23 protein-coding genes are annotated in these 24,565 nt (G+C 70.5%); 18 read left to right on the top strand and 5 right to left on the bottom strand.

Going from position 1 to position 24,565, the window contains the following annotated elements:
• The first annotated feature begins 77 nt into the window (after positions 1-77).
• The 3 genes from ACFVQ0_RS00955 to ACFVQ0_RS00945 are packed head-to-tail and all read left to right on the top strand — an operon-like array spanning position 78 to position 3,082.
• Positions 78-692 carry a TetR/AcrR family transcriptional regulator gene (locus ACFVQ0_RS00955; RefSeq protein WP_390083254.1) on the top strand — a complete coding sequence of 205 codons (615 nt, stop codon included), beginning with the start codon at positions 78-80 and terminating at the stop codon, positions 690-692.
• Between the two features lie 9 nt (positions 693-701).
• Positions 702-1,904, top strand: coding sequence for a DUF1266 domain-containing protein (locus ACFVQ0_RS00950; RefSeq protein WP_390083252.1), 1,203 nt, complete (start codon positions 702-704; stop codon positions 1,902-1,904).
• Positions 1,901-3,082 (top strand): DUF1266 domain-containing protein, encoded by a 1,182-nt coding sequence (locus tag ACFVQ0_RS00945; RefSeq protein WP_390083250.1) that lies wholly within the window; start codon positions 1,901-1,903, stop codon positions 3,080-3,082. The genes ACFVQ0_RS00950 and ACFVQ0_RS00945 overlap by 4 nt, the downstream gene beginning before the upstream one ends.
• 48 nt (positions 3,083-3,130) lie before the next feature.
• Here the strand turns inward: ACFVQ0_RS00945 and ACFVQ0_RS00940 are convergent, their stop codons facing one another.
• Positions 3,131-3,637: a cupin domain-containing protein gene (locus ACFVQ0_RS00940; protein ID WP_390083248.1), complete on the bottom strand. Its 507-nt coding sequence runs from the start codon at positions 3,635-3,637 to the stop codon at positions 3,131-3,133.
• Between the two features lie 139 nt (positions 3,638-3,776).
• Between ACFVQ0_RS00940 and ACFVQ0_RS00935 the strand changes: the two genes are divergently transcribed.
• The 11 genes from ACFVQ0_RS00935 to ssuE all read left to right on the top strand — a co-directional run bounded on the left by ACFVQ0_RS00935 (position 3,777) and on the right by ssuE (position 15,038).
• Complete coding sequence (locus ACFVQ0_RS00935; protein WP_390083246.1) at positions 3,777-4,211, top strand: RrF2 family transcriptional regulator; 435 nt, start codon at positions 3,777-3,779, stop codon at positions 4,209-4,211.
• A 53-nt stretch (positions 4,212-4,264) separates the two neighbouring features.
• Positions 4,265-5,128 (top strand): DsbA family protein, encoded by an 864-nt coding sequence (locus tag ACFVQ0_RS00930; RefSeq protein ID WP_390085321.1) that lies wholly within the window; start codon positions 4,265-4,267, stop codon positions 5,126-5,128.
• 586 nt (positions 5,129-5,714) lie between these two features.
• On the top strand, positions 5,715-7,289 hold the full coding sequence (locus ACFVQ0_RS00925) for an ABC transporter substrate-binding protein (protein WP_390083244.1): 1,575 nt from the start codon (positions 5,715-5,717) through the stop codon (positions 7,287-7,289).
• Positions 7,290-7,404: 115 nt separating this feature from the next.
• Positions 7,405-8,433, top strand: coding sequence for an ABC transporter permease (locus ACFVQ0_RS00920; protein WP_390083242.1), 1,029 nt, complete (start codon positions 7,405-7,407; stop codon positions 8,431-8,433).
• A gap of 2 nt (positions 8,434-8,435) precedes the next feature.
• Positions 8,436-9,326 carry an ABC transporter permease gene (locus ACFVQ0_RS00915; protein ID WP_390083240.1) on the top strand — a complete coding sequence of 297 codons (891 nt, stop codon included), beginning with the start codon at positions 8,436-8,438 and terminating at the stop codon, positions 9,324-9,326.
• A 17-nt stretch (positions 9,327-9,343) separates the two neighbouring features.
• Positions 9,344-10,213, top strand: a complete 870-nt coding sequence (locus tag ACFVQ0_RS00910) for an ABC transporter ATP-binding protein (protein WP_390085319.1) — start codon at positions 9,344-9,346, stop codon at positions 10,211-10,213.
• Positions 10,210-11,085 carry an ABC transporter ATP-binding protein gene (locus ACFVQ0_RS00905; RefSeq protein WP_390083238.1) on the top strand — a complete coding sequence of 292 codons (876 nt, stop codon included), beginning with the start codon at positions 10,210-10,212 and terminating at the stop codon, positions 11,083-11,085. The genes ACFVQ0_RS00910 and ACFVQ0_RS00905 overlap by 4 nt, the downstream gene beginning before the upstream one ends.
• A gap of 57 nt (positions 11,086-11,142) precedes the next feature.
• Positions 11,143-12,483, top strand: coding sequence for an LLM class flavin-dependent oxidoreductase (locus ACFVQ0_RS00900; RefSeq protein WP_390083236.1), 1,341 nt, complete (start codon positions 11,143-11,145; stop codon positions 12,481-12,483).
• Positions 12,484-12,575: 92 nt separating this feature from the next.
• Complete coding sequence (locus ACFVQ0_RS00895; protein ID WP_390083234.1) at positions 12,576-13,622, top strand: LLM class flavin-dependent oxidoreductase; 1,047 nt, start codon at positions 12,576-12,578, stop codon at positions 13,620-13,622.
• A 1-nt stretch (position 13,623) separates the two neighbouring features.
• Entirely contained in the window at positions 13,624-14,391 is a 768-nt protein-coding gene (locus ACFVQ0_RS00890; RefSeq protein WP_390083232.1) for an alpha/beta hydrolase, read from the top strand.
• 89 nt (positions 14,392-14,480) lie between these two features.
• Positions 14,481-15,038 (top strand): NADPH-dependent FMN reductase, encoded by a 558-nt coding sequence (gene ssuE / locus ACFVQ0_RS00885; protein ID WP_390083230.1) that lies wholly within the window; start codon positions 14,481-14,483, stop codon positions 15,036-15,038.
• Between the two features lie 119 nt (positions 15,039-15,157).
• Here the strand turns inward: ssuE and ACFVQ0_RS00880 are convergent, their stop codons facing one another.
• The 4 genes from ACFVQ0_RS00880 to ACFVQ0_RS00865 form a co-directional block, all read right to left on the bottom strand.
• Entirely contained in the window at positions 15,158-16,681 is a 1,524-nt protein-coding gene (locus tag ACFVQ0_RS00880) for an aldehyde dehydrogenase family protein (RefSeq protein WP_390083228.1), read from the bottom strand.
• A gap of 281 nt (positions 16,682-16,962) precedes the next feature.
• Positions 16,963-17,322 carry a VOC family protein gene (locus ACFVQ0_RS00875; protein WP_390083226.1) on the bottom strand — a complete coding sequence of 120 codons (360 nt, stop codon included), beginning with the start codon at positions 17,320-17,322 and terminating at the stop codon, positions 16,963-16,965.
• Positions 17,323-17,724: 402 nt separating this feature from the next.
• Positions 17,725-18,777 carry a methyltransferase gene (locus ACFVQ0_RS00870; RefSeq protein ID WP_390083224.1) on the bottom strand — a complete coding sequence of 351 codons (1,053 nt, stop codon included), beginning with the start codon at positions 18,775-18,777 and terminating at the stop codon, positions 17,725-17,727.
• A gap of 327 nt (positions 18,778-19,104) precedes the next feature.
• Positions 19,105-19,302, bottom strand: coding sequence for a D-arabinono-1,4-lactone oxidase (locus tag ACFVQ0_RS00865; RefSeq protein WP_390083223.1), 198 nt, complete (start codon positions 19,300-19,302; stop codon positions 19,105-19,107).
• A 605-nt stretch (positions 19,303-19,907) separates the two neighbouring features.
• Between ACFVQ0_RS00865 and ACFVQ0_RS00860 the strand changes: the two genes are divergently transcribed.
• The 4 genes from ACFVQ0_RS00860 to ACFVQ0_RS00845 all read left to right on the top strand — a co-directional run bounded on the left by ACFVQ0_RS00860 (position 19,908) and on the right by ACFVQ0_RS00845 (position 24,446).
• The gene (locus tag ACFVQ0_RS00860) at positions 19,908-20,432 is read left to right on the top strand and encodes a DUF6328 family protein (protein ID WP_390085317.1); all 525 of its coding nucleotides are present in this window, start codon (positions 19,908-19,910) and stop codon (positions 20,430-20,432) included.
• A 735-nt stretch (positions 20,433-21,167) separates the two neighbouring features.
• Positions 21,168-22,055, top strand: coding sequence for an alkaline phosphatase family protein (locus ACFVQ0_RS00855; RefSeq protein ID WP_390083221.1), 888 nt, complete (start codon positions 21,168-21,170; stop codon positions 22,053-22,055).
• 1 nt (position 22,056) lies between these two features.
• Positions 22,057-23,430 carry an MFS transporter gene (locus ACFVQ0_RS00850; protein WP_390083219.1) on the top strand — a complete coding sequence of 458 codons (1,374 nt, stop codon included), beginning with the start codon at positions 22,057-22,059 and terminating at the stop codon, positions 23,428-23,430.
• Complete coding sequence (locus tag ACFVQ0_RS00845) at positions 23,427-24,446, top strand: TolB family protein (RefSeq protein WP_390083218.1); 1,020 nt, start codon at positions 23,427-23,429, stop codon at positions 24,444-24,446. The genes ACFVQ0_RS00850 and ACFVQ0_RS00845 overlap by 4 nt, the downstream gene beginning before the upstream one ends.
• The last annotated feature ends 119 nt before the right edge of the window (positions 24,447-24,565 follow it).

Below are 24,565 nucleotides of genomic sequence, written 5' to 3'. Positions count from 1 at the left end.
CGGGGGTCGCCGTTTCGTGTTGGCTACAATATGGCAGACCCCGCCGTTTAGCGGCAACGAGTCTGGAGACCGCCGTCATGTCCGCACAGCGAGCCGACGCCCGGCGCAACTACCTGCGCATCCTCGCGGTGGCCGAGGAAGAGGTCGCCGCACACGGCGCCGACGCGTCCTTCGAACAGATCGCGCGCACGGCGGGAGTCGGCTCGGCCACGGTGCGCCGGCACTTCCCCTCGCGCCTGGCGCTGCTGGAGGCGGTCTCCCAGGAACGGGTCGAAGCCCTTCGCGCGCACGCCCGCGAGCTGGCGGGCGGTCCTGGCGGTGACCGTTATGCCGTTCTGATGGAGTGGCTCGATGAGGTCGTCGAATACTGCGTGCGAGCCCGCGGGCTGGCGGTCGCACTCTCCTACGACGGTTCCGTGCACGACAACAGCTGCTCGATGACACTCCAGGAAGCGGCCGCACCGCTTCTGGGCGACGCCGTGCGAGCGGGCGCCATGGACCCGGATGTCACAGCGGCCGACCTGATCACATTGGCCGTCGGCCTCGCGATGGCCACAGAACATCACCCAGACTCCACGGCTTCGGCGAAGCGGCTTCTTCGTCTCACCACCAAGGGGCTCAGCCTGCGGAACCCGCCGGGCGCAGAGGGCATCTCCCGAGCCACCCTGCCGACCGCCGGAGGCATTCCGTAGGATCCGACCGTGACGACGGGAACAGGGGCAACGGAGGCCGGTGTGCCGGGGGCAGGGGTGCGGTCGTCCGGGTGGGGGCCGCCGACCGAGACCGAGCGGCTGCTCCACGAGACGGCGGCGGCCGGCGACCGCGACGCGATACTGGACGCCCTGGCCCGGAGCAGGCTCTACGTGCTCGTCGCCCGACTGCACGCGGACACTCCCGGCTATGTGCCCCCGCTCACCGCGCACCCGGATCCCGTGACGCCGGGCCGGCTGTGTGTGACCGCGCACACTTCCGGCGCGCTGCCGCCCTGGCACCCGGAATGGGTGTTCGAGTCGATCGACCTCGACGCGCTCAGGCGCCGCTGGCCGGACGGGGTGCGCCGGCTGGTCATCAATCCGGGCACGCCCTATGCCGTCACCCTCGCGGCCGGACCGGGGCGTCGCCGGGCGTGGCAGAAGGCCCACGAACGGTCCGCGGGGCCGCGGACCGGACTGCTGGTGACGCACCGGACAGGGCCGCTGCACGGACCGCTCGCGCACGGACTGGCACTCGGCGCCCATCTCGCCGTGAACAACGGCCTCGTCTGGAACGAGCTGGGCGCCACCTATCAGGGGTACTCGACGGATCGCGCCCGGCTTCGCAATCCCTGGGGCGTGCTGGACCGCGCGGCCTACCGGGAGACTCTCGAAGCACTGCTGGGCGCCCGGCTCGTGGGCCGCACCTATGAGTCGGTGCTCCAGATCCGCCGCACCCTCGCCGGCCGCCTGGGCCGGACCCCCACGGCCCCGGAGTGGTCCGCCGCGCTCACCGACGCGCTGACGCGCCGCCGGGCCGCACCGTCGGAGGCGGCCGAGGCCCAGGAAGCACTGCGGCTGGCCGTCACGTACGAGGGCAGGCTCCGCGCGGACGGCGCCCTCGGCGCCGACGAGCGGGTCGACACGCTGGCCGCCTTCGACTACGGACGGGCCGTCAACGTCGTACGGCTCGCACTGGGCGCCCGCCTCTGCGATCCGCGCGAAGCCGAACAGGCCGTGCTGCGGATCGGGGCCCTGGCCCGGGAGGCGTACGGCTCCTGGGCGCGGTTCTCGCTCGGCTACTCGCTGGCCCGCGCGATCCTGTTCGACGAGGACGATCAGTCCGGGGTGATGTACGAGGAGTCACTCGCCCATCACCGCGTGCTGACGCGGGACCCCAACAGCCCCTACCGGAACATCGCGTGGTCATGAACCCACTGCCCTCCCATCCCGGCCTGCCCGCCCACGGCGTCCCCTGGGTGTCGCCTTCGGTGACGGAACATCTGCTGTACGAGGCGGGGGTACGCGGTGACGCGGAGGCCCAACTGCGCGTGCTGGCCGGTGAGGAGCTGTACATCGTCGCGCCGAAGTCCGAGGCGGACGCCGCTCCCGACATGATCACCTGGCGCTCGTACCGGGACGGGACCGGTCGGCGCTGCCGGCCGGTACTCACCCGTGGGATGCTGCCGCCCTGGCACCCGGAATGGGTGTTCCACGGTGTCTCCCTGAGGTGGCTGGCGGAGCACGACTGGCGCGACCCCAATGAACTGCTGTCGGTCAACACGGGGACTCCCGCTCAGATGTTCTTCCCGGCCACGTCCGCGCACCGCGCGATGTGGCGCCGCTACCACGCGGAGAACGAGCGCCCGAGGAGCGACCGGCTGATCGCGTTGCGCCACGGGGCGCTGCACGGCCCACTGGCGTACGGGCTGGCGTGCGGGGCGCACCTGGCGGTCGGCAACGGCGTGCCCTGGAACGAGGTGGGCACCGTCTACCACGAGTACTCGTGCGAGCTGGAGCTGCTTCGCGACTCCTGGGGCATCACAGAACCGGCCGGCTGGCGGAAGCAGTTGGACGCCCTCCTGGACGCGCGCAACAGCCCGGCCGAGCCCGACTTCGTACTCCGGGTCCGTGAACAGCTCAGGGCCGGACTGGGCGAGCAGCCGTCCCCGGACCTGTGGCGCGAAACGGCTGCCGGGCACGCCCAGGACATCGGGGTGGGCCATGACACGGTCAGGGACATCGAGGAGCTCGTACGACGCATCGTGAGGTACGAGGCCCGGTTCCGCGCCGACGGGCTGCTGCCGCCGGACGGCCGGGTCACCACGACCGTCGCCTACGACTACGGGCGTGCTGTGAATCTGTCCAGATGGGGGCTGTCCGCCAGATTCTGTGTTCCGCACGAGGCGGAGCAGGCCATCGTGCACGCGGGCGCGCTGAGCAGATCGGCCTACCGCTCCTGGGAAGACTTCTCGGCGGGGTATGCGCTGGGCCGTGTGCTGCGGTTCGACGGCGAGGACTACGGCGACTACTACCGGAGCAATGTCACGGCGCACCGGCTGCTGACCGAGAGCGAAGGCAGCCCCTGGCGGAACATCCCCTGGCGCTGAGCCCGCCGACCCCACCGCCTTCATCGCCTGCCGGTCTCATCCCGGCCGTCAGGCCGGAGGGTCTCCGAGCGCGTACAGCCGGGGGAGGTTGACGACGATCGCCTCCTGCGTACTGCGGGCGATGACGACCACGGCCTCCTCCGCCGGGTCGGGGTTCTCCTCCCGGTGCGGTACGAAGGGCGGGACGAAGATGTAGTCACCGGGGGAGGTGCGCAGCCGTACCTCCTCCGGTTCGCCGCCCGAGTCGTCCAGGAAGACGAACTCGGGGTGCCCGCTGACGACATGGATGGCGGTCTCGGACTCACCGTGGTGGTGGTCGGAGGAGGAGGTCGCGGGGGCCACGTGGGTCTGGCCCATCCACAGCCTCTCCGCTCCGACGGTCCTTCCGCTGACGGCGGCGAACCTGCGCATGCCTCCGGTCTGGGCGGTGTCACCGTCCAGGGCGTCCGCACGGATGTGGTGCACCCGGCTGCGCAGTGGCGCGGCCGACTGGTCAGGGGCGTCGTGGAGGTGAGGGTGGAAGCCTTCACCGGGGGTCGTCAGCGGCTCACTCATGGCAGGGACGCTAGAGCGGCGCGGAAAAGGATGTCAAGAGGTGTCCATTGCCCTTCACCTGCGGCAATGTTGCCGCAATGTGGGAGCGGGACTCCGCGAAGCCCCTTGTCGCGGAAGGGCCGTCGGGCATGATGTGGGGATGCATATCTCCGCGAAGGCGGACTACGCCACGCGGGCCCTCCTGGAGCTCGCCCGTGAGCCTGGCCGTCCACTCACCTGTGAGGCCATCGCTTCCTCGCAGGAAATCCCGTTCCGGTTCCTGAAGTCCGTCGTGGGCGAGTTGCGCAGAGCAGGTCTGGTGCGCAGCCAGCGAGGTTGCGAGGGCGGTTACTGGCTCGGCAGGCCGGCCGGCGAGATCGCCCTGCTGGACATCGTGCGTGCCGTTGACGGCGAAGTGATCACCTTGCGCGGCGAGTCCCTGGCCGCGCTCGACTACCCCGGCCCGGCCGTGGGCCTGCCCGGTGTGTGGCGGCAGGTCGAGGCGGAGGCCACGGCGGTCCTGGGCGGACTCACCCTGGCCTCCCTGCTTCCCTCGGGCGCGCTTGAGCGGCCGTCCGGGGTCGGTGTCTCGTGACGGGCGCCCCGCAACCGCCGCCCGTGGTGGAGGTGGTGGAGTACACCGATCCGATGTGTCCCTGGGCCTGGGGCTCCGAGCCCGTCTTCCGCCGGCTGCGGGCGGCCCTGGCGGGCCGGGTCCGCTGGCGGCGCTCGTACGCCATCCTCTTCGACATCGACGACGATCCGCCGCCCGACCCGGCGGCCGAGACCGCCTGGTACACGAGCTACGTGGAGGAGGTCAGCTCGCACACCCTGGCACCCCGGGCGGTCCGGCTGAGCCGGGTCGCGGCAAGCTCCTGGCCCTCCTCGCTCGTGGCCAAAGCCGCTGAGCTCCAAGGTGCCGACGTGGCCGAGCGGGTGCTGAGGCGGTTGCGGGAGACCGTGTTCGTACTCGGGGAACCGGCCGACACCGGCGCGCTCGCGCTCGCCGCGACGCGGGGCGTGCCCGGCCTTGATCCGGGCCGGCTGAGTTCCGACGCGGCCTCCGACGAAGTGCTCGAACGGGTACGGGCCGACCGGGCGGAGGCGCGCCGCCCGGTGCCCGAAGTGCTGTCCGTGCACGACGGATCGCCACACCCCGGCGCGGCCAGACCGACCCCCGACGACGGGTTCCGGTACGCGCTCCCGACCCTCCTGTTCCGCTCGCCGGCCGGGTACCGGGTGGTGCCCGGCTGGCGGCCCTTCGCGGCATACGCGGCGGCCGTCGAGGAGCTCTGCCCCGGGCTGCTGGAGACCCCTGTGCTCCTCTCCCCGGCCGAGGCCCTGGAGCGCTGTCGGAGCCTGACCGGACCGGAGGCGGAGCTGCTCACGGACGGGGGCCGGCCGCCGTCGGACGCCGTCCGGGTGGATACCGGGAACGGGCCGCTGTGGCTGCATCCCGGGGAGGCCGCGATGCACCCGGCGACCAGCCCCCGGCCCCCGGCAGGGCTCTGATCTGCGGTCAGGGACCGTTCCACCGAATGAGACACCAATTGGTGTCCATTGACAGACGTCGACGGCTGCCAGCAGGATGTGCACCATGTTCACGACGCACCCCGGTGTGGTGTGCCGATACGTGGATCTTCGGCGCACCTCCAGCGCACTCTGTCGCTGACCGGCCACCGCTCCGATCCACAGGCCCCGCCTGACGCCCGCCGGCAGCACTGACTGCCCGCTGTCGCGCCGAGCCGCGCCTGTCCCCGCACCTCGTGCCTCTGTGCTCCGCCGCGCACCGTCGCGCACCGGATCCCGCATCCCGGCCCACCCCTGACTCCCGGCGCTCCTCCTGGAGTGCCGTCTCGCGCACGGCCGGGTCCTTCACACTCCTCCCTCCTCCCTTCCCATCCCCTGGCCGACGGCCTCCTGTCCGCGTGCCCGAGGCCTGTCCTGATCCCCGCTGTCCGCACGTCCGTGTGCCGACGCTGTCCGCGCACCCGTGTGCCGGCCGGTGGTCCGGCGCGGGTGCGGCGCCGCCTCCCCTTTCCCGACCTCCCGCCCCGATCCCGGCCGGGTCAGGCGGGACTGTCACAGAGAGAATGAGATGTCCCCTCGACTCACGACGCTCCGCCCCGGATACCGCGTCCGGTCGGCCCGACGGGCCGGCGGCCTTCGGTCCGCGGCTCTGGGAACCGCCTTCGTCGCTCTCCTCGCCCCCGCCCTGAGCGCCTGCGGCGGCGACGTCTCCGCCTCGTCCGGCAGCGCCACGCTGAAGTGGGCCTCCTCCTACTTCCCCGCCCACTGGGACCCGGTGGTCTCGGGCAGCGGGGCCCAGTTCCGCGAACTCGCCCTCGTGTACGCCTCGTTGACCCGGACCGATGAGTCCGGCAAGGCCGTGCCCGACCTCGCCGAGAGCTGGGAGTACAACGCGGCCGGCGACCGGATCACCTTTCATCTGCGCCCCGGTCTGAAGTTCAGCGACGGTGAGCCGGTCGACGCCACCGCGGTCAAGGCCGCCGTCGAACGGGCCAAGAAGCAGAAGAACTCCGCGCTCTTCGGCGACCTGACGTCGATCAAGTCCGTGGACGCCAACGGGCTGGACGCGGTCCTCCACCTCACCCAGGTCGACTACCAGATACCGCAACTGCTCGGTGAGCGCGTCCTCCAGATCGCCAGCCCCAAGGCGGCCGAGGACCCGGCCCGACTGGACCAGAACCCGGTCGGGGCAGGGCCGTTCGTCGTCAAACAGCTGGTCCCCGGCACCAAGGCCGTCCTGACGAAGAACCCCGGCTACTGGGACGCGAAGAACATCCACATCGACGACGTCGAGCTGAACTCCGCCCCCGACACCTCGACGGTCGTCTCCGGCCTGCAGACCGGCGTCTACAACTTCGCGGACCTCGACCCGAGCCAGGCGGACGCCGCGAAGAAGGCGGGCCTCGACGTCTTCTCCCAGCCGGGCTTCAATGCCTCCAACATCAGCCTCAACGTCAACAAGGCGCCGTTCGACGACGACCGCGTCGTCGACGCCGTCCGCTACGCCGTCAACCGCAAGGAATTCGTCGACAAACTGACCTTCGGCTACGGAGAGGTGACCAACCAGCCCTTCCCCAAGGGATATGTCGCCTACGACCCGAAGTCGGAGAACGCCTACCCCTTCGATCCGGACAAGGCCAGGCGACTGTTGGCGGACGCCGGGCACAAGGCCGGTGACATCAAGCTCAGCCTGGTCGTTCCGGCCGAGGACCCGCAGGCGGAGATCGTGCAGTCGCAGCTGGCCGCGGTGGGCATCAAGGTGACCATCAAGATCGACAAGAACTGGGCCACCCCGTTCTTCGCCAAGAACCTGACGTTCTCGCTGTACGCGACCACGGGCCGCGACTCCGCCGTGCAGACCCTCACGGCCCACTTCGGCCCCGACGGCCCGCTCAACCTCAGCACTCCGTACGAGCCGGACGGCTTCGAGGAGGCCGTGGCCAAGGTCCGCCGGACACCGCTGGACTCGCCGAAGTACACCGAAACCCTGCGGAAGGCGACCCGGGCCGGCCTCGGGAGCAAGGCGCTGGTCTTCACGTACTCCGCGCCGAACCTCTTCGCCAAGAGCAAGCAGATCTCCGGACTGCCGAAGAACCCGGCCCACATCGACTGGACCGGTGTGACCCTCAACGGCGCCAACTGAACTGTCCATCAAGGCGACTGAGCTGTCACCCGAGGCAACTGAACTGCCGTCCCAGCCAACTGAGCTTTCACCCGAGGCAACTGACATGCATTCGCTGAAGAGAGGGGCAAGCCCCATGACGACGAGCGCTCCACCGGTTGCTCCAGCCCGCCGTCGCGGGCTCGCCGCGCCCGGCGCCCGGCACGCGGCGGGCCGGGTCCTGGCCGCCCTCGGCCGATCGGTCGCGATCTTCGTACCCGTGTTCCTGGTCGCGACGTTCGTGACGTTCGCCCTGCGGTCGCTGAGCGGCCTCAGCCCGGCGCGCATCCAGCTCGGCGAGGAGGCCACCCCGGAGGCGATCCACCGGATCGAGGCACAGTGGGGGCTCGACAAGCCGTTCCTGTCCCAGTACTGGGACTGGTTCACCGGCGTACTGCACGGACAGCTCGGCACCAGCTGGGTCAACGGAGCCGACATCTCCACCCTGATCGGCCTCGGCCTGGGTGTCAGCCTGTCGGTCGCCACGTTCGCGCTGATCATCGGGGTGGTGGCCGGGTTCGGCCTCGGCACCCTGGCCGCCCTCCGGCGCACCACCTTCGTCGACCGCGCGATCACCGGGTTCGTCACCGTGATCTCGGTGATGCCGGCCTTCGTCGTCGGCATCGTGCTGGTCTCGGTCCTCGCGGTCGGACTCCATCTCTTCCCCTCGGCCGGCTACATCCCGGCGGAGCAGGGCTTCGGCCGCTGGCTCGCCCACATCACCCTCCCCGCGCTCGCGCTGAGCTTCGACGTCATCGCGGACGTCGCCCGCCAACTGCGTACGAGTCTCATCTCGGCCTACGACGAGAACTACGTGACCGGGGCGGTGGTACGGGGACTGAGCCCCCGGCGGATCTTCTTCGGCCATGTGCTGCGCAACGGTCTCGGGCCCGCGCTCGCCACGCTAGGCCAGAAGTTCCCCGCACTGGTCGGCGCCTCCGTCGTCACGGAGTGGATCTTCGGCCTCCAGGGCTTCGGCAGATTCGCCAACGACTCCGCCCAGGCCGGTGACGTACCCGCAGTGCAGGGCGTCCTCGTGGTGTCGATCCTGCTGGTCGTCTCCTTCAACCTGATCATCAATCTGGTGCTGGCACGCGTCATGCCCGCATCGCAGCGGGGGGTGTGACCATGGTGCGCCGCGTGCTCGCACTCGTGTCCGGCCGGATCGCCGTCGTCATCCTCGTGGTGATCGCCCTGCTCGCGCTGCTCGGACCGTGGATCGCTCCGCAGGACCCCCTGGCCACCAGTGACAACCCGCTCGCCGATGTCTCGGGCGCCCACTGGCTGGGCACCGACTACCTCGGCCGTGACGTGCTCAGCCGGCTGCTGGACGGCTCGCGCGTCAGCGTGCTCGGCTCGCTGGAGGTCGCGCTCATGGCCCTGGTCGTCGGCGCCGTGCCGGGCATCCTGTCGGTCTATCTCGGCCGGGCCTTCGAGTGGTTCACCCTCCGCCTGGCCGACACCCTCGTGGCCCTGCCGTTCCTGCTGTTCGCCATCGCCGTGATCGCTCTGCTGGGCAACGGACTCACCCAGGCCATGCTCGTCACCGGAGCGCTGGTCTCGCCGCTCTTCTACCGGGTGTCCCGCGCGGCGACGCTGGCCGTCGCACGTTCCCCGTACGTGGAGGCCGCGATCATCTCCGGTGCCTCGGTCGGCTGGGTCGTACGCCGTCACGTCTGGGTCAAGGTACTCCCGCCGATCGCGATCGCACTCGCCCAGACCATCGGCGTCGGCTTCGTCATCGTGTCGAGCCTGACGTTCCTCGGCATCGGCGTCCAGCCCCCGGCGCCCACCTGGGGCGGGCTGCTCGCCTCCGACCTGGGCTACCTCAGCCACCAGCCGTGGGCACCGGTGCCTCCCGCCCTCCTGATCATGGTCACCGTCTGGGCCTGCAACCTCCTCGCGGACGCCATCCGCGATGTGTCCGGCGAGGCCGGCCGGGCCCTGGCCAACAACCGCAAGGCCCGTGCCAACCGCCTCGGGCGGAGCGGTCCCGTCCCCACCGGAGGTTCCCTGTGACGACCGTGTCCCAGCACATCGCTCGCGGGCAGACCGAGCCCGCCGTCACCGCCGCCCGGCCCGCCCCGGCGACCGCGCCGGTGCTCTCGCTCCGCGACGTACGTATCAGCGACCGCGTCACCGACCGGGAGATCGTGCACGGCATCACCTTCGACCTCACACCCGGCAAGGCGGTCGGCATCGTCGGAGAGTCCGGCAGCGGCAAGACCCTCACCTGCCGGGCCGCGCTGGGCATCCTTCCCGCGCACTTCGAGGTGTCCGGCGGCTCGATCGAGATCGCCGGCACCGACATCGCCACCCTCACGTCCCGGCAGTGGACGGCCCTGCGCGGCGCCACGATCGGCGCGGTCTTCCAGGACCCGGCGTCCTACCTCAACCCTTCGATCCGGGTGGGCGCCCAGATCGCCGAGGTCCTGCGGGCCAAGCAGGGGCTGAAGCGGCGCGAGGCACGGCACCGCGCCGTCGAACTGCTCCGGGCGGTGCGCCTGCGCGATCCGGAGCTGGTCTACAGCCAGTACACCTACGAGCTGTCGGGAGGCATGCTCCAGCGCGTGCTGATCGCGGCGGCCATCGCCGTCGAACCGCGCACCCTCATCGCCGACGAAGCCACCACCGCCCTCGATGTCACCGTCCAGGCCGAGATCCTCGATCTGCTCGCGGAGCTGCGGGAGCGGACCGGGCTGGCGCTCGTGGTCGTCTCCCACGACCTGGCCGTCGTCGCCCAGCTGTGCGATGAGGTCCTCGTGATGAAGCAGGGCGACGTGGTGGAGCAGGGCCCGACACTGGCGGTGCTCCACGATCCGCGGCACGAGTACACCCGGCTGCTCATCGACGAGCACGAGCAGTACGGCCTGGAGAAGTTCCTCGCGCCCAAGGAGGCATCATGACCACCGAGTCCGCCGAGGCACAGGCAGCGGCAGCCGGTCGTGGGGGAGACGCCGGGCCGGTCCTTGATGTCACCGGACTGGACGTGCGCTACGGACGGGGCCGCCGACGCCGACACGCCCTGCGCGGAGTCTCGCTGAGCGTGGCGCCCGGCGAGACCGTGGGGCTCATCGGTGAGACGGGATCGGGCAAGTCCACCCTCGCCCGCGCCGTCCTCGGCCTGGTTCCGTCCTCGGCCGGATCGGTCCTCATCGACGGGGAGGACGTGACCGCCTACGGCCGCCGCCAGTGGCGCGCCCTGCGCCGCCGCGGTGTCGTCCAGTACGTCTTCCAGGACCCGCTGCGCAGCCTCGACCCGGATCTCACCGTCGAGGACTCCCTGACCGAACCCCTGCTCGTCCAGGGCGTCACGCGTAAGGAGGCAACCCCGCGCGCCCGGTCGTTCCTGGACCGCGTCCACCTCTCCGGAGAGCTGTTCGAGCGGCTGCCCGGCGAGCTCTCAGGCGGTCAGCGCCAACGTGTCGCCGTGGCCAGGGCGCTGGTCACAGAGCCCCGGCTGGTCATCCTGGACGAACCGGTCAGCGCGCTGGACTCGGCCAACCGCGTCAAGGTCCTGGAAATCCTCAAGGAGCTACGGGACACCGGCGTGGCGCTCGTCCTCATCTCCCACGACCTGGGGTCCGTGGCGGGGACCGCCGATCGCATCGCGGTGCTCTATCAGGGCGAACTCGTCGAGGCCGGTGCCTCCCCGGACGTCATCAACCGCCCCCGGCACGCGTACACCCGACTGCTCGTCAGCTCGGCGCCGACGCTGCGCACCGGCGCGGCCGACCGGACCGAGCGCGAGGCCCTGCGCGCGCTGCTGAACGCCTGAGCACGGCGAACCCCGTACCGACTGCCACCCCGTACCGCCTTCTTGAGAGGAACAGCCATGTCCCGCACGATCCACCTCGCACTGCACCCCTACGGCGTCGGAGGCCCCGGACAGCACGGTCTGTGGAAGGACCCGCGCGTCGCCAAGAACGCCAGCATCGACATCAACTACTACATCCAGCAGGCCCAGGCGGCCGAGCACGCGCTCTTCGACGCGCTCTTCATCGTCGACAGCCAGTTCATCAACAGCACCTACCCGTCGCACTACCTCAACCGGCTGGAGCCCCTCACGCTCCTGTCCGCGGTGGCCACCCACACCAAACACATAGGCCTGGTCGGCACGGCGAGCTCGACGTACAACTCCCCGTTCAACCTCGCCCGCCGCTTCGCCTCCCTCGACCACATCAGCGGCGGGCGCGCCGGCTGGAACGTCGTGACCAGCTTCGACACCGGCACCTCCAGGAACTACGGGCTGGACGAGCACCTGGACTACGCCACGCGCTACGGCCGGGCGCTGGAGTTCGTCCAGGTCGCCAGGGGGCTGTGGGACTCCTACGAGGACGACGCCTTCCCGGCGGACGTGGAGCGTGACGTCTTCCTCGACCCGGCCCGGCTGCACGCCCTCGACCACGCAGGGGAGCACTTCAAGGTCGCCGGGCCGCTCAACATCTCCCGCTCGCCCCAGGGCCAGCCGGTCATCTTCCAGGCCGGGGTCTCACCCGAGGGCCGCGATCTCGCCGCGCGGGTGGCCGAGGGCATCTACGCCCCGGGCGGCTCCCTGGAACAGGCACAGGAGTACTACGCCGACATCAAGCGGCGCACCGCCGCCTACGGCCGCGACCCCGAGCACATCAAGGTGTTCATCCACGGCGGCCCGATCGTCGGCGCGACCGACCAGGACGCGAGGAACCGCGAGCGGGAGATCTTCGAGGAGGACAACGACTTCGCGAGCAACCTCGCGCTCCTTGGCCGCTCCTTCGGCGCGTACGACTTCGCGGGACACGACCTGGACGCGCCCTTCCCGGACGTCTCCCACCTCGCGGAGAAGGGCGGCCGTACCGGCGCCGCGAAGATCATCGAGCGCGCCCGCACAGAGAACCTGACGCTGCGACAGGTCGCGGAGTCGGTCAACGCGTTCCGCCGCTCGCCGTTCGTCGGCGCTCCGGAGACCGTCGCCGACACCATCGAGCAGTGGTTCGACGCCGGCACCTTCGACGGCATCAATCTCGCCTTCCGGAACAACGACGACCTCAGCCTTTTCGTCGACGGCGTGGTTCCCCTCCTCCAGAAGCGCGGCCTGTTCCGCACGGAGTACGAGGCCGACACCCTGCGCGGCAATCTCGGCCTGCCGTTCGCCGCCAACCGGCACACGCTCGAACGAGAGCTCGTACGCGACTGAGTCGGCCGAGCGCCCCGAGCCGCGTACCCCGCCCCACGGCCCGGCCGCGTACGGCTGTCGCTCACCCCCGATCGCTGAAAGGCAGTCATCTCATGACCGACGAACCACCGCGCTTCAGACTCGGCTTCCTCACCCATGTACAGGGCCGCGGCGACGACCTGGCCAGGACGTACCGCAACGCCCAGGAACTCTTCGTCGCCGCCGACGAACTCGGCTTCGACGTCGGCTGGGTCGCCCAGCACCACGTCACCGGGGGCGGGGGCGGCCTCTCCTCGCCCTGGCCCTTCCTGGCACACGCAGCGGCCCGGACCACCCGGATACGGCTCGGCACCGCCATCACGATCCTCCCGCTGGAGGATCCGGTCCGCCTCGCGGAGGACGTCGCCACCGTCGACCTGCTCAGCGGCGGACGCGTCGAGATCGGCGTGGGCAGCGGGGCAGCCGCCTCCGAGTACGCCGCCCTCGGCAAGGACTTCGACCGCAGGCGTGAGCTGACCAGCGAGAACCTCCACGTGCTGCGCACGGCCCTGGCCAACGAGGAAGTCGGTGCGCCCGGCTTCCGTATCCAGCCGGCCGCCGTGGGCTTCCGCGACCGGATCTGGCAGGGCGTCTTCAGCGCCGGCGGCGCGGCCTACGCCGCTGCCGGGGGCTCGAACCTGCTCCTCAACCGGGCGGCCTACGGTTTCGACGCACCCACGGACGAGGTGCAGCGCCCCTGGGCGGACGCGTTCCTCGCCGCCTGGGACCGGCCCCGGCGGCCACGGATCGGCCTCTCCCGGTTCGTCTTCCCCGCCAAGGACAGGCGCACGGCGCTCAGCCATATCGGCGACGACGTCCACCGGGCCGCCCTGCGCATGGCCGAGAGCGGCTCCTTCCCCAAGGGGCTGGGCAGGGAGGAGGCGCTGCGGCGCTTCCACGCGTTCCACGGCTCACCCGAGGAGATCGTCACCGCGCTCCGGCAGGAGAGGGTCCTGCCCGTCGCGACGGATCTGATCACCCAGTTCAATCCGGCGGTCCCGGACCACGACGCCGCCGTCCGGGCCCTCGAACTCATCGCGACCGAGGTGGCGCCCGCCCTCGGCTGGAAGCCCGCGACCACCGCCGCACCCCGATCCGCCACCGAACCCGCTGGAGTCTGAAATGCCCGAGTACAGCGACCACTTCGGCCCCGACGGCCTCCGCGTCCGCGGCACCGTCCTCGTGGTGCCCGGCCGGGGCGAGACCCGGGCGGCCTACACCCGGTTCGGCAGGCGTCTCGCCGCCGACGCCTACCGGGTCCGGATCATCGACGCGCCGGAGATCGACGCCGACGACCTGGCCGGCACTCTGGCGGGCTTCGGTGCCCAGCTCGCCGCGGCGCTCGAAGGGACCGCCGCGCAGGACGGTGCCGCCCGCCCCGTCGTGCTCGTCGGCGCCGACACCGGAGCGGCCGCGGTCGCCGCGCTGCTCGGCCAGGCGGAGATCCCCGCAGCCTGGCGGCCGGACGCCGTCGTGCTCGCCGGTCTGCCGGGGCACACGGCCACAGCGGCCCGCGACTGGAACGAGGAACTCGACGTACGCACCTTCTGTCCCGCGCACCGGAACACGCTCACCGAGGACGCCGGGATCCGGCGGGGCTCACTCCAGGACGCCGTGCCGGACGCTCTGCTCACGGCGGCGTACAGCGGGGACGTGGGCGTCCCGGCCCTGATCCTCGTGGGTGACGCCGATCCGCTCGCCGACCGGGATGCCGTGGCCCGTACGGCGAAGTCCCTTTCCCGGGCCCGCCTCTCGGTGGTCCGGGATGCCCATCACGACGTCCTGAACGACCTCCAGCACCGCTCGGTGGCGGCCGAGATCATCACGTTTCTGGAGACACTCCGCAACGAACTGACCTCCGTGATCACGGTCGAGTCCAGTGCGTGGTGAGTGCCGCCGCCCGGTCGCACCGTCCGAAGCGGCGTCCCGCCCTGCCCGTCCGACTGCCCATCCGAACCCCCGACCCGAAAGGTGCCCTCATGGCCAACGTCCTGTCCGTCTCCGGAAGCCCCTCCCCGACCTCCCGAACCGCACGGCTCCTGCGTGACCTGGACGACCGGCTGAGGGACCAGGGGCACGAGGTGACCTCCCTTGAGGTCCGCACCCTGCCCGCGGACGCGCTGCTCGGCGCGCAGTTCGGCCATCCTGCGATCGTCGCGGCCACCGAACTGTTCGCGCGGGCGGACGGGGTGGTGATCGGCACCCCGGTCTACAAGGCCGCCTACTCAGGGCTGCTCAAGTCGCTGCTCGATCTGTTGCCCCAGTACGCCCTGACCGGCAAGACCGTCCTGCCGCTGGCCACCGGCGGCAGCCTGGCCCACGTCCTGGCGATCGACTACGCGCTGCGCCCCGTGCTGAGCTCCATGGGCGCCGCGCACATCGTGCCGGGGTGGTTCACGCTCGACAAGGACATCAGCGTCGGCCACGACGGCGAGTTGACCGTGGCCCCGGGCTCCGCCGAGGCCCTCGCCGAGGTGACCGACCGCTTCTCCACCGCCCTGGGAACCCGTACCGCGCTCCTGGCAGCCGCGGAGTGACAGCACGCGCGGCGATCGGCGGCTGACGGCGCCGGCACGTCGGCGACCATCGCCCCTGGGGCGGGTCCGCGAAGTCTCGCCTGCCCAGGGGCGTATGGCACGCACCTCGCCGACACGCCCTAGAAGAAGCCGAGCTTCTTCGGAGAGTACGAAACGAGGAGGTTCTTCGTCTGCTGGTAGTGCTCCAGCATCATCCGGTGGTTCTCCCGGCCGATACCGGACTGCTTGTACCCGCCGAATGCGGCGTGCGCCGGGTACGCGTGGTAGCAGTTCGTCCAGACGCGGCCCGCCTGGATGGCGCGACCCGCCCGGTACGCGGTGTTCGTGTCGCGGGTCCATACGCCCGCCCCGAGCCCGTACAGAGTGTCGTTCGCGGTGCGGATCGCGTCGTCGAAGTCCGAGAAGGACGTGACGGCGACGACCGGGCCGAAGATCTCCTCCTGGAAGACCCTCATCCGGTTGTCGCCCTCGAAGATCGTCGGCTGTACGTAGTAGCCGCCCGACAGTTCCCCGTCGTACTCGATCCGCTCGCCGCCCGTAAGGACCTTCGCACCCTCCTGCCGGCCGATGTCCAGGTAGGAGAGGATCTTCTGGAGCTGGTCGTTGGAGGCCTGGGCGCCGACCATCGTGTCCGTGTCCAGCGGATGGCCCGGAACGATCTGTTCGGTACGGGCGATGCCCGCTTCCAGGAACTCACTGTAGTGGCCGCGCTGGATCAGCGCCCGGGACGGACAGGTGCAGACCTCGCCCTGGTTGAGGGCGAACATGGTGAAGCCTTCGAGTGCCTTGTCGCGGAAGTCGTCGTCGGCCGACCAGACGTCGTCGAAGAAGATGTTCGGGGACTTGCCGCCCAGCTCCAGGGTGACCGGCTTGATGTTCTCGGAGGCGTACTGCATGATCAGCCGCCCCGTCGTGGTCTCCCCGGTGAACGCGATCTTCGCGACGCGCGGGCTGGAGGCCAGCGGCTTGCCGGCCTCCGCGCCGAAGCCGTTGACGATATTGACGACACCCGGCGGCAGCAGGTCGGCCACCAGGCTCAGCCACACGTGGATGGACGCCGGGGTCTGCTCGGCCGGCTTGAGGACCACGGCGTTGCCCGCGGCGAGCGCCGGGGCCAGTTTCCAGGTGGCCATCAGGATGGGGAAGTTCCACGGAATGATCTGCGCGACCACACCGAGCGGCTCGTGGAAGTGGTACGCGACGGTGTCCTCGTCCAGCTGGCTGAGCGAGCCCTCCTGGGCCCGCAGCGCGCCCGCGAAGTAGCGGAAGTGATCGATGGCCAGCGGAATGTCGGCCGCCAGGGTCTCCCGTACCGGCTTGCCGTTCTCCCAGCTCTCCGCGACCGCGAGTTCCTCCAGATGAGCCTCCATCCGGTCCGCGATCCGGTTGAGGACCGAGGCCCGGTCGCCCGCCGAGGTGGCACCCCACGCCGGTGCCGCGGCGTGCGCCGCGTCCAGGGCGTGCTCGATGTCCTCGGCGGTTCCCCGGGCGATCTCGGTGAACGGGCGGCCGTTGACGGGGCTCGGGTTCTCGAAGTACTGGCCACGGGCGGGCGGCACGTACGTGCCCCCGATCCAGTGGTCGTAGCGCGATTCGTACGAGACGATCGCGCCCTCGGTGCCCGGCGCAGCGTAACGGGTCATCTCTGTGGCCTCCCGGATCCGGTGCCGCCCGCCGTTGGGCGGCCCTCGACGCGAGGCTAGGCAGCGCGACGTTGCAACCCCGTTGCGTACCGACAGGCCTGGGGCGTGCCCGCGAAGTCCCGCCTGCCCGGCGACGCCTGGCACGCACTCTCGCCGCACCGGGCGGAGTCCCGAATACGTCCAGTCCGAGGATCTGCGTCCGGCAAACCGAGAGCTTGGGGAACCACCGGACGCCGCCGGGCCCGCCCTCCGGGCGGACGACGCGACTTCGCGGACACGCCCTACCCCCGAGATCGGTTGCCCAGCACGCAGAACTCATTGCCCTCAGGGTCCGCGAGCACTACCCACGGCTCGTCCCCCCGCTGCCCGACGTCCGTGTAGCGGGCGCCGAGGGCAAGGAGGCGCTCGACCTCCGCGTCCCGGTCGTCGGGGCGGAAGTCCAGGTGCACGTTGTTCTTGCCAGTCTTTCCCTCCGCGGCGGGCCCGAAGAGCAGGCCCGGCAGTCGGTCGGGCTCCGGCCTGATCTCGTACTCCTCACGAGAGTCGTTCAGCACGGTCCAGCCGAGCGCCTCGCACCACCAGCGGCCAAGGGCCACCGGGTCGGCGGCGTCGATGACGAGCTGCTCCCACTCAAGTCCCATGAGCCCGAGACTATCGTCGCATCCACCTCGGAGCAGGCAGGTGCGAGGCGGGTCCGGGGAGGGGTGCGAGGACATCGGCCGGAGCGCGCCAGACGCGTTCCGCGACCGCGAGCTGGACGGCCGGCAGGTCGGGGAAGTGGCGATACATGGTCGCCTCCGAGACGTCGGCCCGCGGGGCGATGCTGGTCAGACTGACCGGCTCGTCGCTCTGCGTGAGCTCGGCAGCTTCACTGACGGCGGTGCGCGTTCGCCGCTTCTGGCCCCACGGCCCGCATCGAGGTCGAGGTCCTTGGTGCGCGGGCGTGGAATGCCCCTGATTTACTGTGCCGTGTCTTCGCGACAAGGCGCCCCAGTTGTGGCGGAGGCCCTTGATCCCCCCGGGGCGCCGTCCGAAAGGTGGCTCTACGCAGGGACCGCCTCCAGTATGGAGACCAGCGAGGCGGAGGGCGTGACGCGGGTCAGCCGTAGGCCGGCCTCTTGGAAGAGCTTCTCGAACTCGGGCCGACTGCGCTCCCGCCCTCCGTTGGCGAGCGTCAGCATGTTGAGGTCCATGAGCGGCGGCAGGGCCGTGGCGTCGTTGATCTCGACGACGAGCTCGGCGACGAGTATGCGGCCGCCCGGGTTGAGTGATGTCCGGCAGGTGCGCAAGATGCGGACAGCTGACTCGTCGTCCCAGTCGTGCAGCACGTACTTCAGCAGGAACACGTCCCCGGCCGGCGCGGAGTCGAAGAAGTCGCCGCCTACGAAGTCGAACCGGTCGGAGACTCCCGCGCTCGCTGCGGACTTCACGGCGGCGTCGGCGATGTGCGGAAGGTCGAGCACCGTGCCGCGCAGCGAAGGGTGTCGGGTCATCAGGCGCTGGACGAAGGCGCCCGCCGCCCCGCCGATGTCGACAACAGTCTCGGTTCCCGCGAGATCGATGACACGCGCCAAGTGCTCGACCGCTCCCTCGGTCATTGCGGACATGGCAGCGGTGAACAGCGCGCCTTCGTCGGTGTGTTCGGTGAAGTACCCGAACAGGTCGTTGCCCATCACCGCCTCGGCCTGGCCCTCACCGGTGCGCACCGCGTCCACGAGCCGCTCCCACGGCCGCCAGTGAGAGGTCATTCCGCCCCACAGTGCCAGATCGCGCAGCGAGCCCGACCGGTCCGTGCGCAGCGTGTCCAGCAGGCGGGTGGCAGTGAAGTGTTCGCCGTCGTCACACGTCGCCAGGTCCACTGCGACGCAGGCCCGTAGGAAACGGAATGTCGCTGACGGGTCGAGTGACTCCGCCGAGGCGATGTCCGCAGCAGTGGAGGGACCGGCGGCCAGGTGGTCAGCTATGTTCAACTCAGCTGCCGTCCGGACAACTTGGGTCACCCAGTAGCCGGTGATCATCTGGAACATTCGGCCGGCGTCCCCGTCGGCGGGCTTCGCCGATCCGGCCGGCGTCAGGGGATTCTCGTACAGGGTCATCGAACTCCTCGTCAGGATCGTGGTCCGGTCGCGGTCACAGATCCACACTCTTCACGTCGTTGGCGGCGTCGTCTGTTCCGTCGATTCTTCGGCTGCCCTGCCGGGCGAGGAGAACACGTCGTCGTGCAGGACACTTCGCGCCGAAGGCACCTTCGGGATGCGTGAAAGGAGCAGATCTCCTCAGGCGAACAGTGCGCGTAGATGGTCCTTGAGGAACAGGTCGCGAGGATCGAACTCCGCGCGCACGACGGCGAAGCGGTTGAGTTCAGGGAAGAGACGCCGTCCTCGCCAGAGTCCGGCCACGCGCCGGTGGAGACCGTGACCGAGTCACGCCCGGAGAAAGGGGGAGAGGTGTGCGTCGTCACCGGCGGCGAAGCGGAAGAGCAAGGGGTGTTCGCGTTCCGGGTGCTGGTCGCGCATGAGCCGGCGGGTGGCCCGCATGACCTGGGCCGCGCACTCGGCCCGCACGGCGTATTCCATCTCGTAGAAGGGGAAAGGGGAGTCGGCGTCCCGGTAGGACAGCACGTGGTGCGTCCGTTCTGTCGAAGTCGAAGGTCAGGCTGCGGTTTCCCATGGCGAGCCCTGGCGGGTTCGGGATGCGGTAGCACTTCTCCAAGGAGTCGTCGGCGGGCGACCACATGGTCGAGTGGTGGCGGTGTGCCGCGAGGTCGCCTTGGAGGGTGTCGGGGGTCTCGTTCCAGGTAGGGCAACTGATCTGGCGGGACGAGTAGTACCGCGGCCCGCTTTGCGGCAGGACCTCGACCGTTGTGCCCGCCCGTACCCAGACTCTGTCGGTCTCCGGATCCACCTCACCCATTCCGGTGAGCTCCGTCGTCTCGACCAGCATGCGGCGCGATCGGAGGAGCGCTCGCCTCCGCGGCAACCTGCATCGGGGTGGCGGACAGCAACGGGCATCAGCACGAACGGCGCATAGCACGGACTGTCGGAGGACGGTCCGGGCTCGGCCGGCTGTCGGGCCTGGTGCCGTGGATGCTGGGCGTAGGCATGTCCAATAAGGGCACATGAGTTCCCATGGAGCAGACATCGTGAAGCCATTGAACTCTGCGCCCCTGGGCACGGAGGGCGGCAGACCCGTCGAGCACGCTGCGTCTGCGCCCGGGGCGGAAGGCGTGAGCCGCGAGAGGACACACCCGCCGGCCGGTGAGAACTCAGGGAACCCGAAGGCGGCCGAGGAAGAAGGCCCCAGGGAGCGGGTCAACCGCCGCTGGAACGAGATTCTGCAGGAGACCAGGGTCGCACAGACCGGCATCCAGATCCTCTTCGGCTTCCTGCTCAGCGTCGCATTCACTCAGAGATTCGAAAAGCTGGGAGACTTCGACCACCGTGTCTACGTGATCACTGTCGTCCTCGGCGCTGCCGCCATCGGAGCCCTTATCGCGCCCGTCGCGCTGCACCGGTTCCTTGCCGGCTCCCGGATGAAGGACGAAGTGGTGGTTGTCGCAGGCCGGTTCATGGTGTGCGGCATGGTCCTGCTCGCACTGACCATCGGCTGCACGCTCCTTCTCCTGCTGCACACCGTGCTCACCGACCTGCTGGCGGAGATACTCGTCGGCACTGTCATGGCGTGGTTCGCAGCGGCCTGGTTCGTACTCCCCTTGGTCCTCAAGATGCGCTCGAAGCGCCGCGACGACTGACTGAGCGAGAAGCGGCCGCGGGGCTGCGGTCCGAGTCCTCCCCGGTGTGCTCCGGCGGTGCGTTCGCACAGCACCCGGCGAGTCCGCTGCCAGTTCCGCGCTCAGCGGGTGTGCCGGGCCGGTTCCGGTTCGGTGTGGATCAGGAAGTCGGTCAGCGCTTGGGCCAGCCGTTCGGGCTGGTCCGCGGGGTTGAGGGTGGACGAGTCGGCAAGCACGTCCAGGTACCGTGGTCTTCCACCCGAGGCCGGACAACTGGACCTGCGCCGCAGACGGCGGGATGACGAACTGGTCACGTCGCTCCTCGTGTGATCACCCGGGAGCCCTCGACTGCGGCCCCGCACCCCCTTGCTGCCCCGGATCGGGGCCTTGGCTCATCACGACCACGGGATTGCTAGGAAAATGGGCTCCCCGGGGGGCCGGGGCCAGGAACGTGCGGACGCCGAAGCGGCTGTACTGGGACCGGGCATGGTGTGTCGGTTTCCGGCCGCCGCCCGGAAGCCGCGGCAGCGGCCAATGCCTCCTCCTCGCCGTCCCACAGCTCGTACGGAACATCATCAGGAGCCCCGGAGAGCAGGTACGGGGCCGTCACCTCCGGCAAACCGCCCACTGTCCGGATCGACAACCGTTCATCCGCTCTTCACCCTGCCGGCAGAGGGACGGGACCCCGGGGACTGTTGGCGTGTGCATGCTCTGACCGCACCGCCACCGTCGTCATCCCCTCACCGGAGGTCTGCAGTGCCCGGCAGAAACGTGTACCGCCGCAGTCGTGTCGTCGTGGCAGCCGCTCTCGCTTTCACCGCGGCAGCGGCCGGGGTCTGGACCGGCTTCGCCGGCTCGGCGCCCGCGCACGCCGCGGCGGCCGTCCCGACCCCGGACCACGTCGTGGTCGTGGTCTTCGAGAACCACGCGTACAGCCAGGTGATCGGCTCCTCCAGCGCTCCCTACATCAACTCGCTCAAGTCGGGCGGGGCCAACCTCTCCCAGTCGTACGCCGAGACGCACCCGAGTCAGCCGAACTACTTCGCCCTCTTCTCCGGCTCCACGCAGGGGATCACGGACGACAGCTGCTACACGCCCGGCTTCTCCTCCGCGCCGAACCTCGCCTCCGAGCTGATCGCCAAGGGCAGGACCTGGGGCAGCTACAACGAGACGCTGCCCAGTCAGGGTTCGACGACCTGCAGCAGCGGCGACTACGCCCGCAAGCACAACCCCTGGTTCGGCTTCAGCAACGTCCCCACGTCCAGCGCCAAGACGTTCGCGCAGTTCCCGACGGACTACTCGACGCTCCCCCAGGTCTCCTTCGTCGTCCCGAACCTGTGCAGCGACATGCACGACTGCTCGGTGTCCACCGGTGACACCTGGCTGAAGAACAAGCTCGGCGCCTACGCCACCTGGGCCAAGACCCACAACAGCCTCCTCGTCGTCACCTTCGACGAGGACAACCGGCTCGCCGGGAACAAGATCCCGACGGTTCTCTACGGCCAGCAGGTGACCCCGGGGTCGTCCTCGGCCACCACCTACAACCACTACGACCTGCTGCGGACGCTGGAGGACATGCACGGCCTTGCGCACGCCGGGAACGCGGCCTCGGCCAAGGACATCACGGGCATCTGGACGTCCTGACGTGTACGTAGCGGACAGCCGCGCCGGCACGCCCGAGAACCCGGCGGCGGCCCCGTCCGCGGGCGGCGCCGCCCGGTCTCTCGCCGGGCGGCGCCGTCCCGCGGTCGCGCCCACGGTGCTGGCCCTCGGCGCGGTCAGCCTGATCACCGACGTCTCCTCCGAGATGGTGACGGCGGTGCTGCCGCTGTACCTGGTGGCGGGCCTCGGCCTGTCCCCGCTGGGCTTCGGGCTCCTCGACGGGATCTACAACGGCTTCTCGGCCCTGGTCCGCCTCGTCGGGGGACACCTCGCCGACCGGGGAGGCGGGCGCCACAAGTGGGTGGCAGGGGCCGGGTACGCGCTTTCGGCGGCCTGTAGACCCCTGCTCCTGGTGGCGCAGACGCTGACCCCCATCGGCCTGATCCTCGCAGCCGACCGTACCGGCAAGGGCCTGCGCACGGCCCCGCGCGACGCCCTCATCTCCCTGTCGAGCACGCCGGAGAACCGCGGCCGGGCCTTCGGCGTGCACCGCGCGATGGACACGGCGGGTGCCCTGCTCGGCCCCCTCGTCGCCTTCCTCGTCCTCCGCGCCACCGTCGACGGCTACGACGCCGTGTTCACTGTGAGCTTCTGCGTGGCCGTGGTGGGCGTGCTGGTGCTGGTGCTGTTCGTACCGGGGGGTGCGGCCACGAAGGATGGCTCCGGGCGGCCGACAGGTGCCGATGCCGATAAGGGCCGAGCCGGGACTCCGGCCCTCACTGCCCTCCCGGTTTCGGCACAGCGCCCCGCCCCCACTCTGCGCGCTGCCCTGGCTCTCCTCCACCGCCCGGAGCTGCGGCGCATCACGGTCTGCGCGCTGCTGCTCGGGCTCGCCACGGTCAGTGACTCCTTCGTGTTTCTGCTCCTCCAGCGGCGCCTCGGAGTGCCGGACCGCTGGTTCGCGCTGCTGCCCCTCGGCACCGCCGCCGCTTTCCTGCTCCTCGCTGTCCCGTTCGGCCGGCTCGCGGACCGGGTCGGCCGGTGGCAGGTGTTCCTCGGCGGACACGGCGCCCTGCTCCTCGCGTACGCCCTTCTGCTCAGCTCGTGGCAGGGCACGGCGACGGCCTGTGCCGTACTGCTCCTCCACGGCGGTTTCTACGCGGCGACCGACGGCGTGCTGATGGCGGCCGCCTCGGAGAGCGTGCCGCGCGAGCTGCGCTCGTCCGGGCTCGCGCTCGTCCAGACGGGCCAGGCGCTGGCCCGTTTCGCGTGCTCGCTCGGCTTCGGCGCGGCCTGGACGGCATGGGGCGACCGGACGGCGCTCACGGCGTCGGCCGCCCTGCTCGCCCTGTGCGCCGTGTTCGCGCTGTGCGTCCGCCCGATCCGCCCCACCACCCCCTCAGAAGGTCTCGTATGACGCTGCGCAACCGCATCCTGGTCCTGGCCTGTGCCCTGGTCGTCCTCGCAGGCGTCGCGGTGGCCTCCGTACTGCACGCCTCGGCGCGCGCTGACCGCAGGAACCAGGCCCGGCCGGGCGGCCCCCGGATCACCGCCGGGCCGGTGTCCCTGACCGCATCCCGGCTGATGGTGTTCCGCAACATGGCGTGGGGGCCGCACCGCGACGAGCTGGCGTCCGTCCCGGCGTCCGACCCGTCTAGCCCCCGGGTCGCGTCAAAGGTCAAGTGCCTCCGCTTCTACGCTGCTTCGGGCACCGGCGTGTGCCTCCGGGCGAAGCGCGGCGCCGTCCAGGACACCTACCAGGCGGTAGTCCTGGACGCCGGGCTGCGCGAGCGGGCCCGCTACGACGTGCCCGGGATCCCGTCCCGGGCCAGGGTCTCGCCCAGCGGGCGGTACGCGGCCTGGACGGCGTTCGTCGGCGGCGACTCCTACGCGGGCACGAACTTCTCGACTCGGGCAGCGATCGTCGACACCCACACGGGGCGGCTGACGTCGTCACTGGAGGCATACCGCGTGGTCAAGGGCGGCCGGACCTATCACGCGGCGGACGTCAACTTCTGGGGCGTGACGTTTGCTTCGGACGACCGCACCTTCTACGCGACGATGGCCACGCACGGCTCGGCCTACCTGGTCCGCGGCGACCTGCGGGCCCGCACCGTCACCACCGTGCACACCAACGTCGAGTGCCCGTCCCTTTCCCCCGACGGCACGCGCGTCGCCTACAAAAAACGCGTCAAGGGCCTCCCGGCGGACGCCCCGTGGCACCTGTACGTCCTCGACCTCCGCACCGGCCACGAAACGGCCCTGTCGGAACCTCGCAGCGTTGACGACCAGGCGGTCTGGCATGACGACCGCACCTTGACGTACGCCCTGCCGGGCGACTACGGAGCCGACCTCTACACGATCCCGGCCGACGGCACGGGCACACCCCGACGCATCAGCACGGCGGCGGTGTCTCCGGCGTACATCGGCTGAGCGAACCGGTCATAGCGCGGGCAGGTGCTTCCGCAGCTCGCATGCCATGACCTCGCTGCGACACTCGGGACTGCCGCAGGGTCGGGTGACACCTGGTCTCGTCGGTCGCCGGTCCTCTA

The sequence above is a fragment of the Streptomyces sp. NPDC057900 genome, from assembly GCF_042887885.1.
GTDB lineage: Bacteria > Actinomycetota > Actinomycetes > Streptomycetales > Streptomycetaceae > Streptomyces.
The sequence above is the reverse complement of the archived record's forward strand: the minus strand, read 5'-3'. Positions and strand labels throughout refer to the sequence as shown.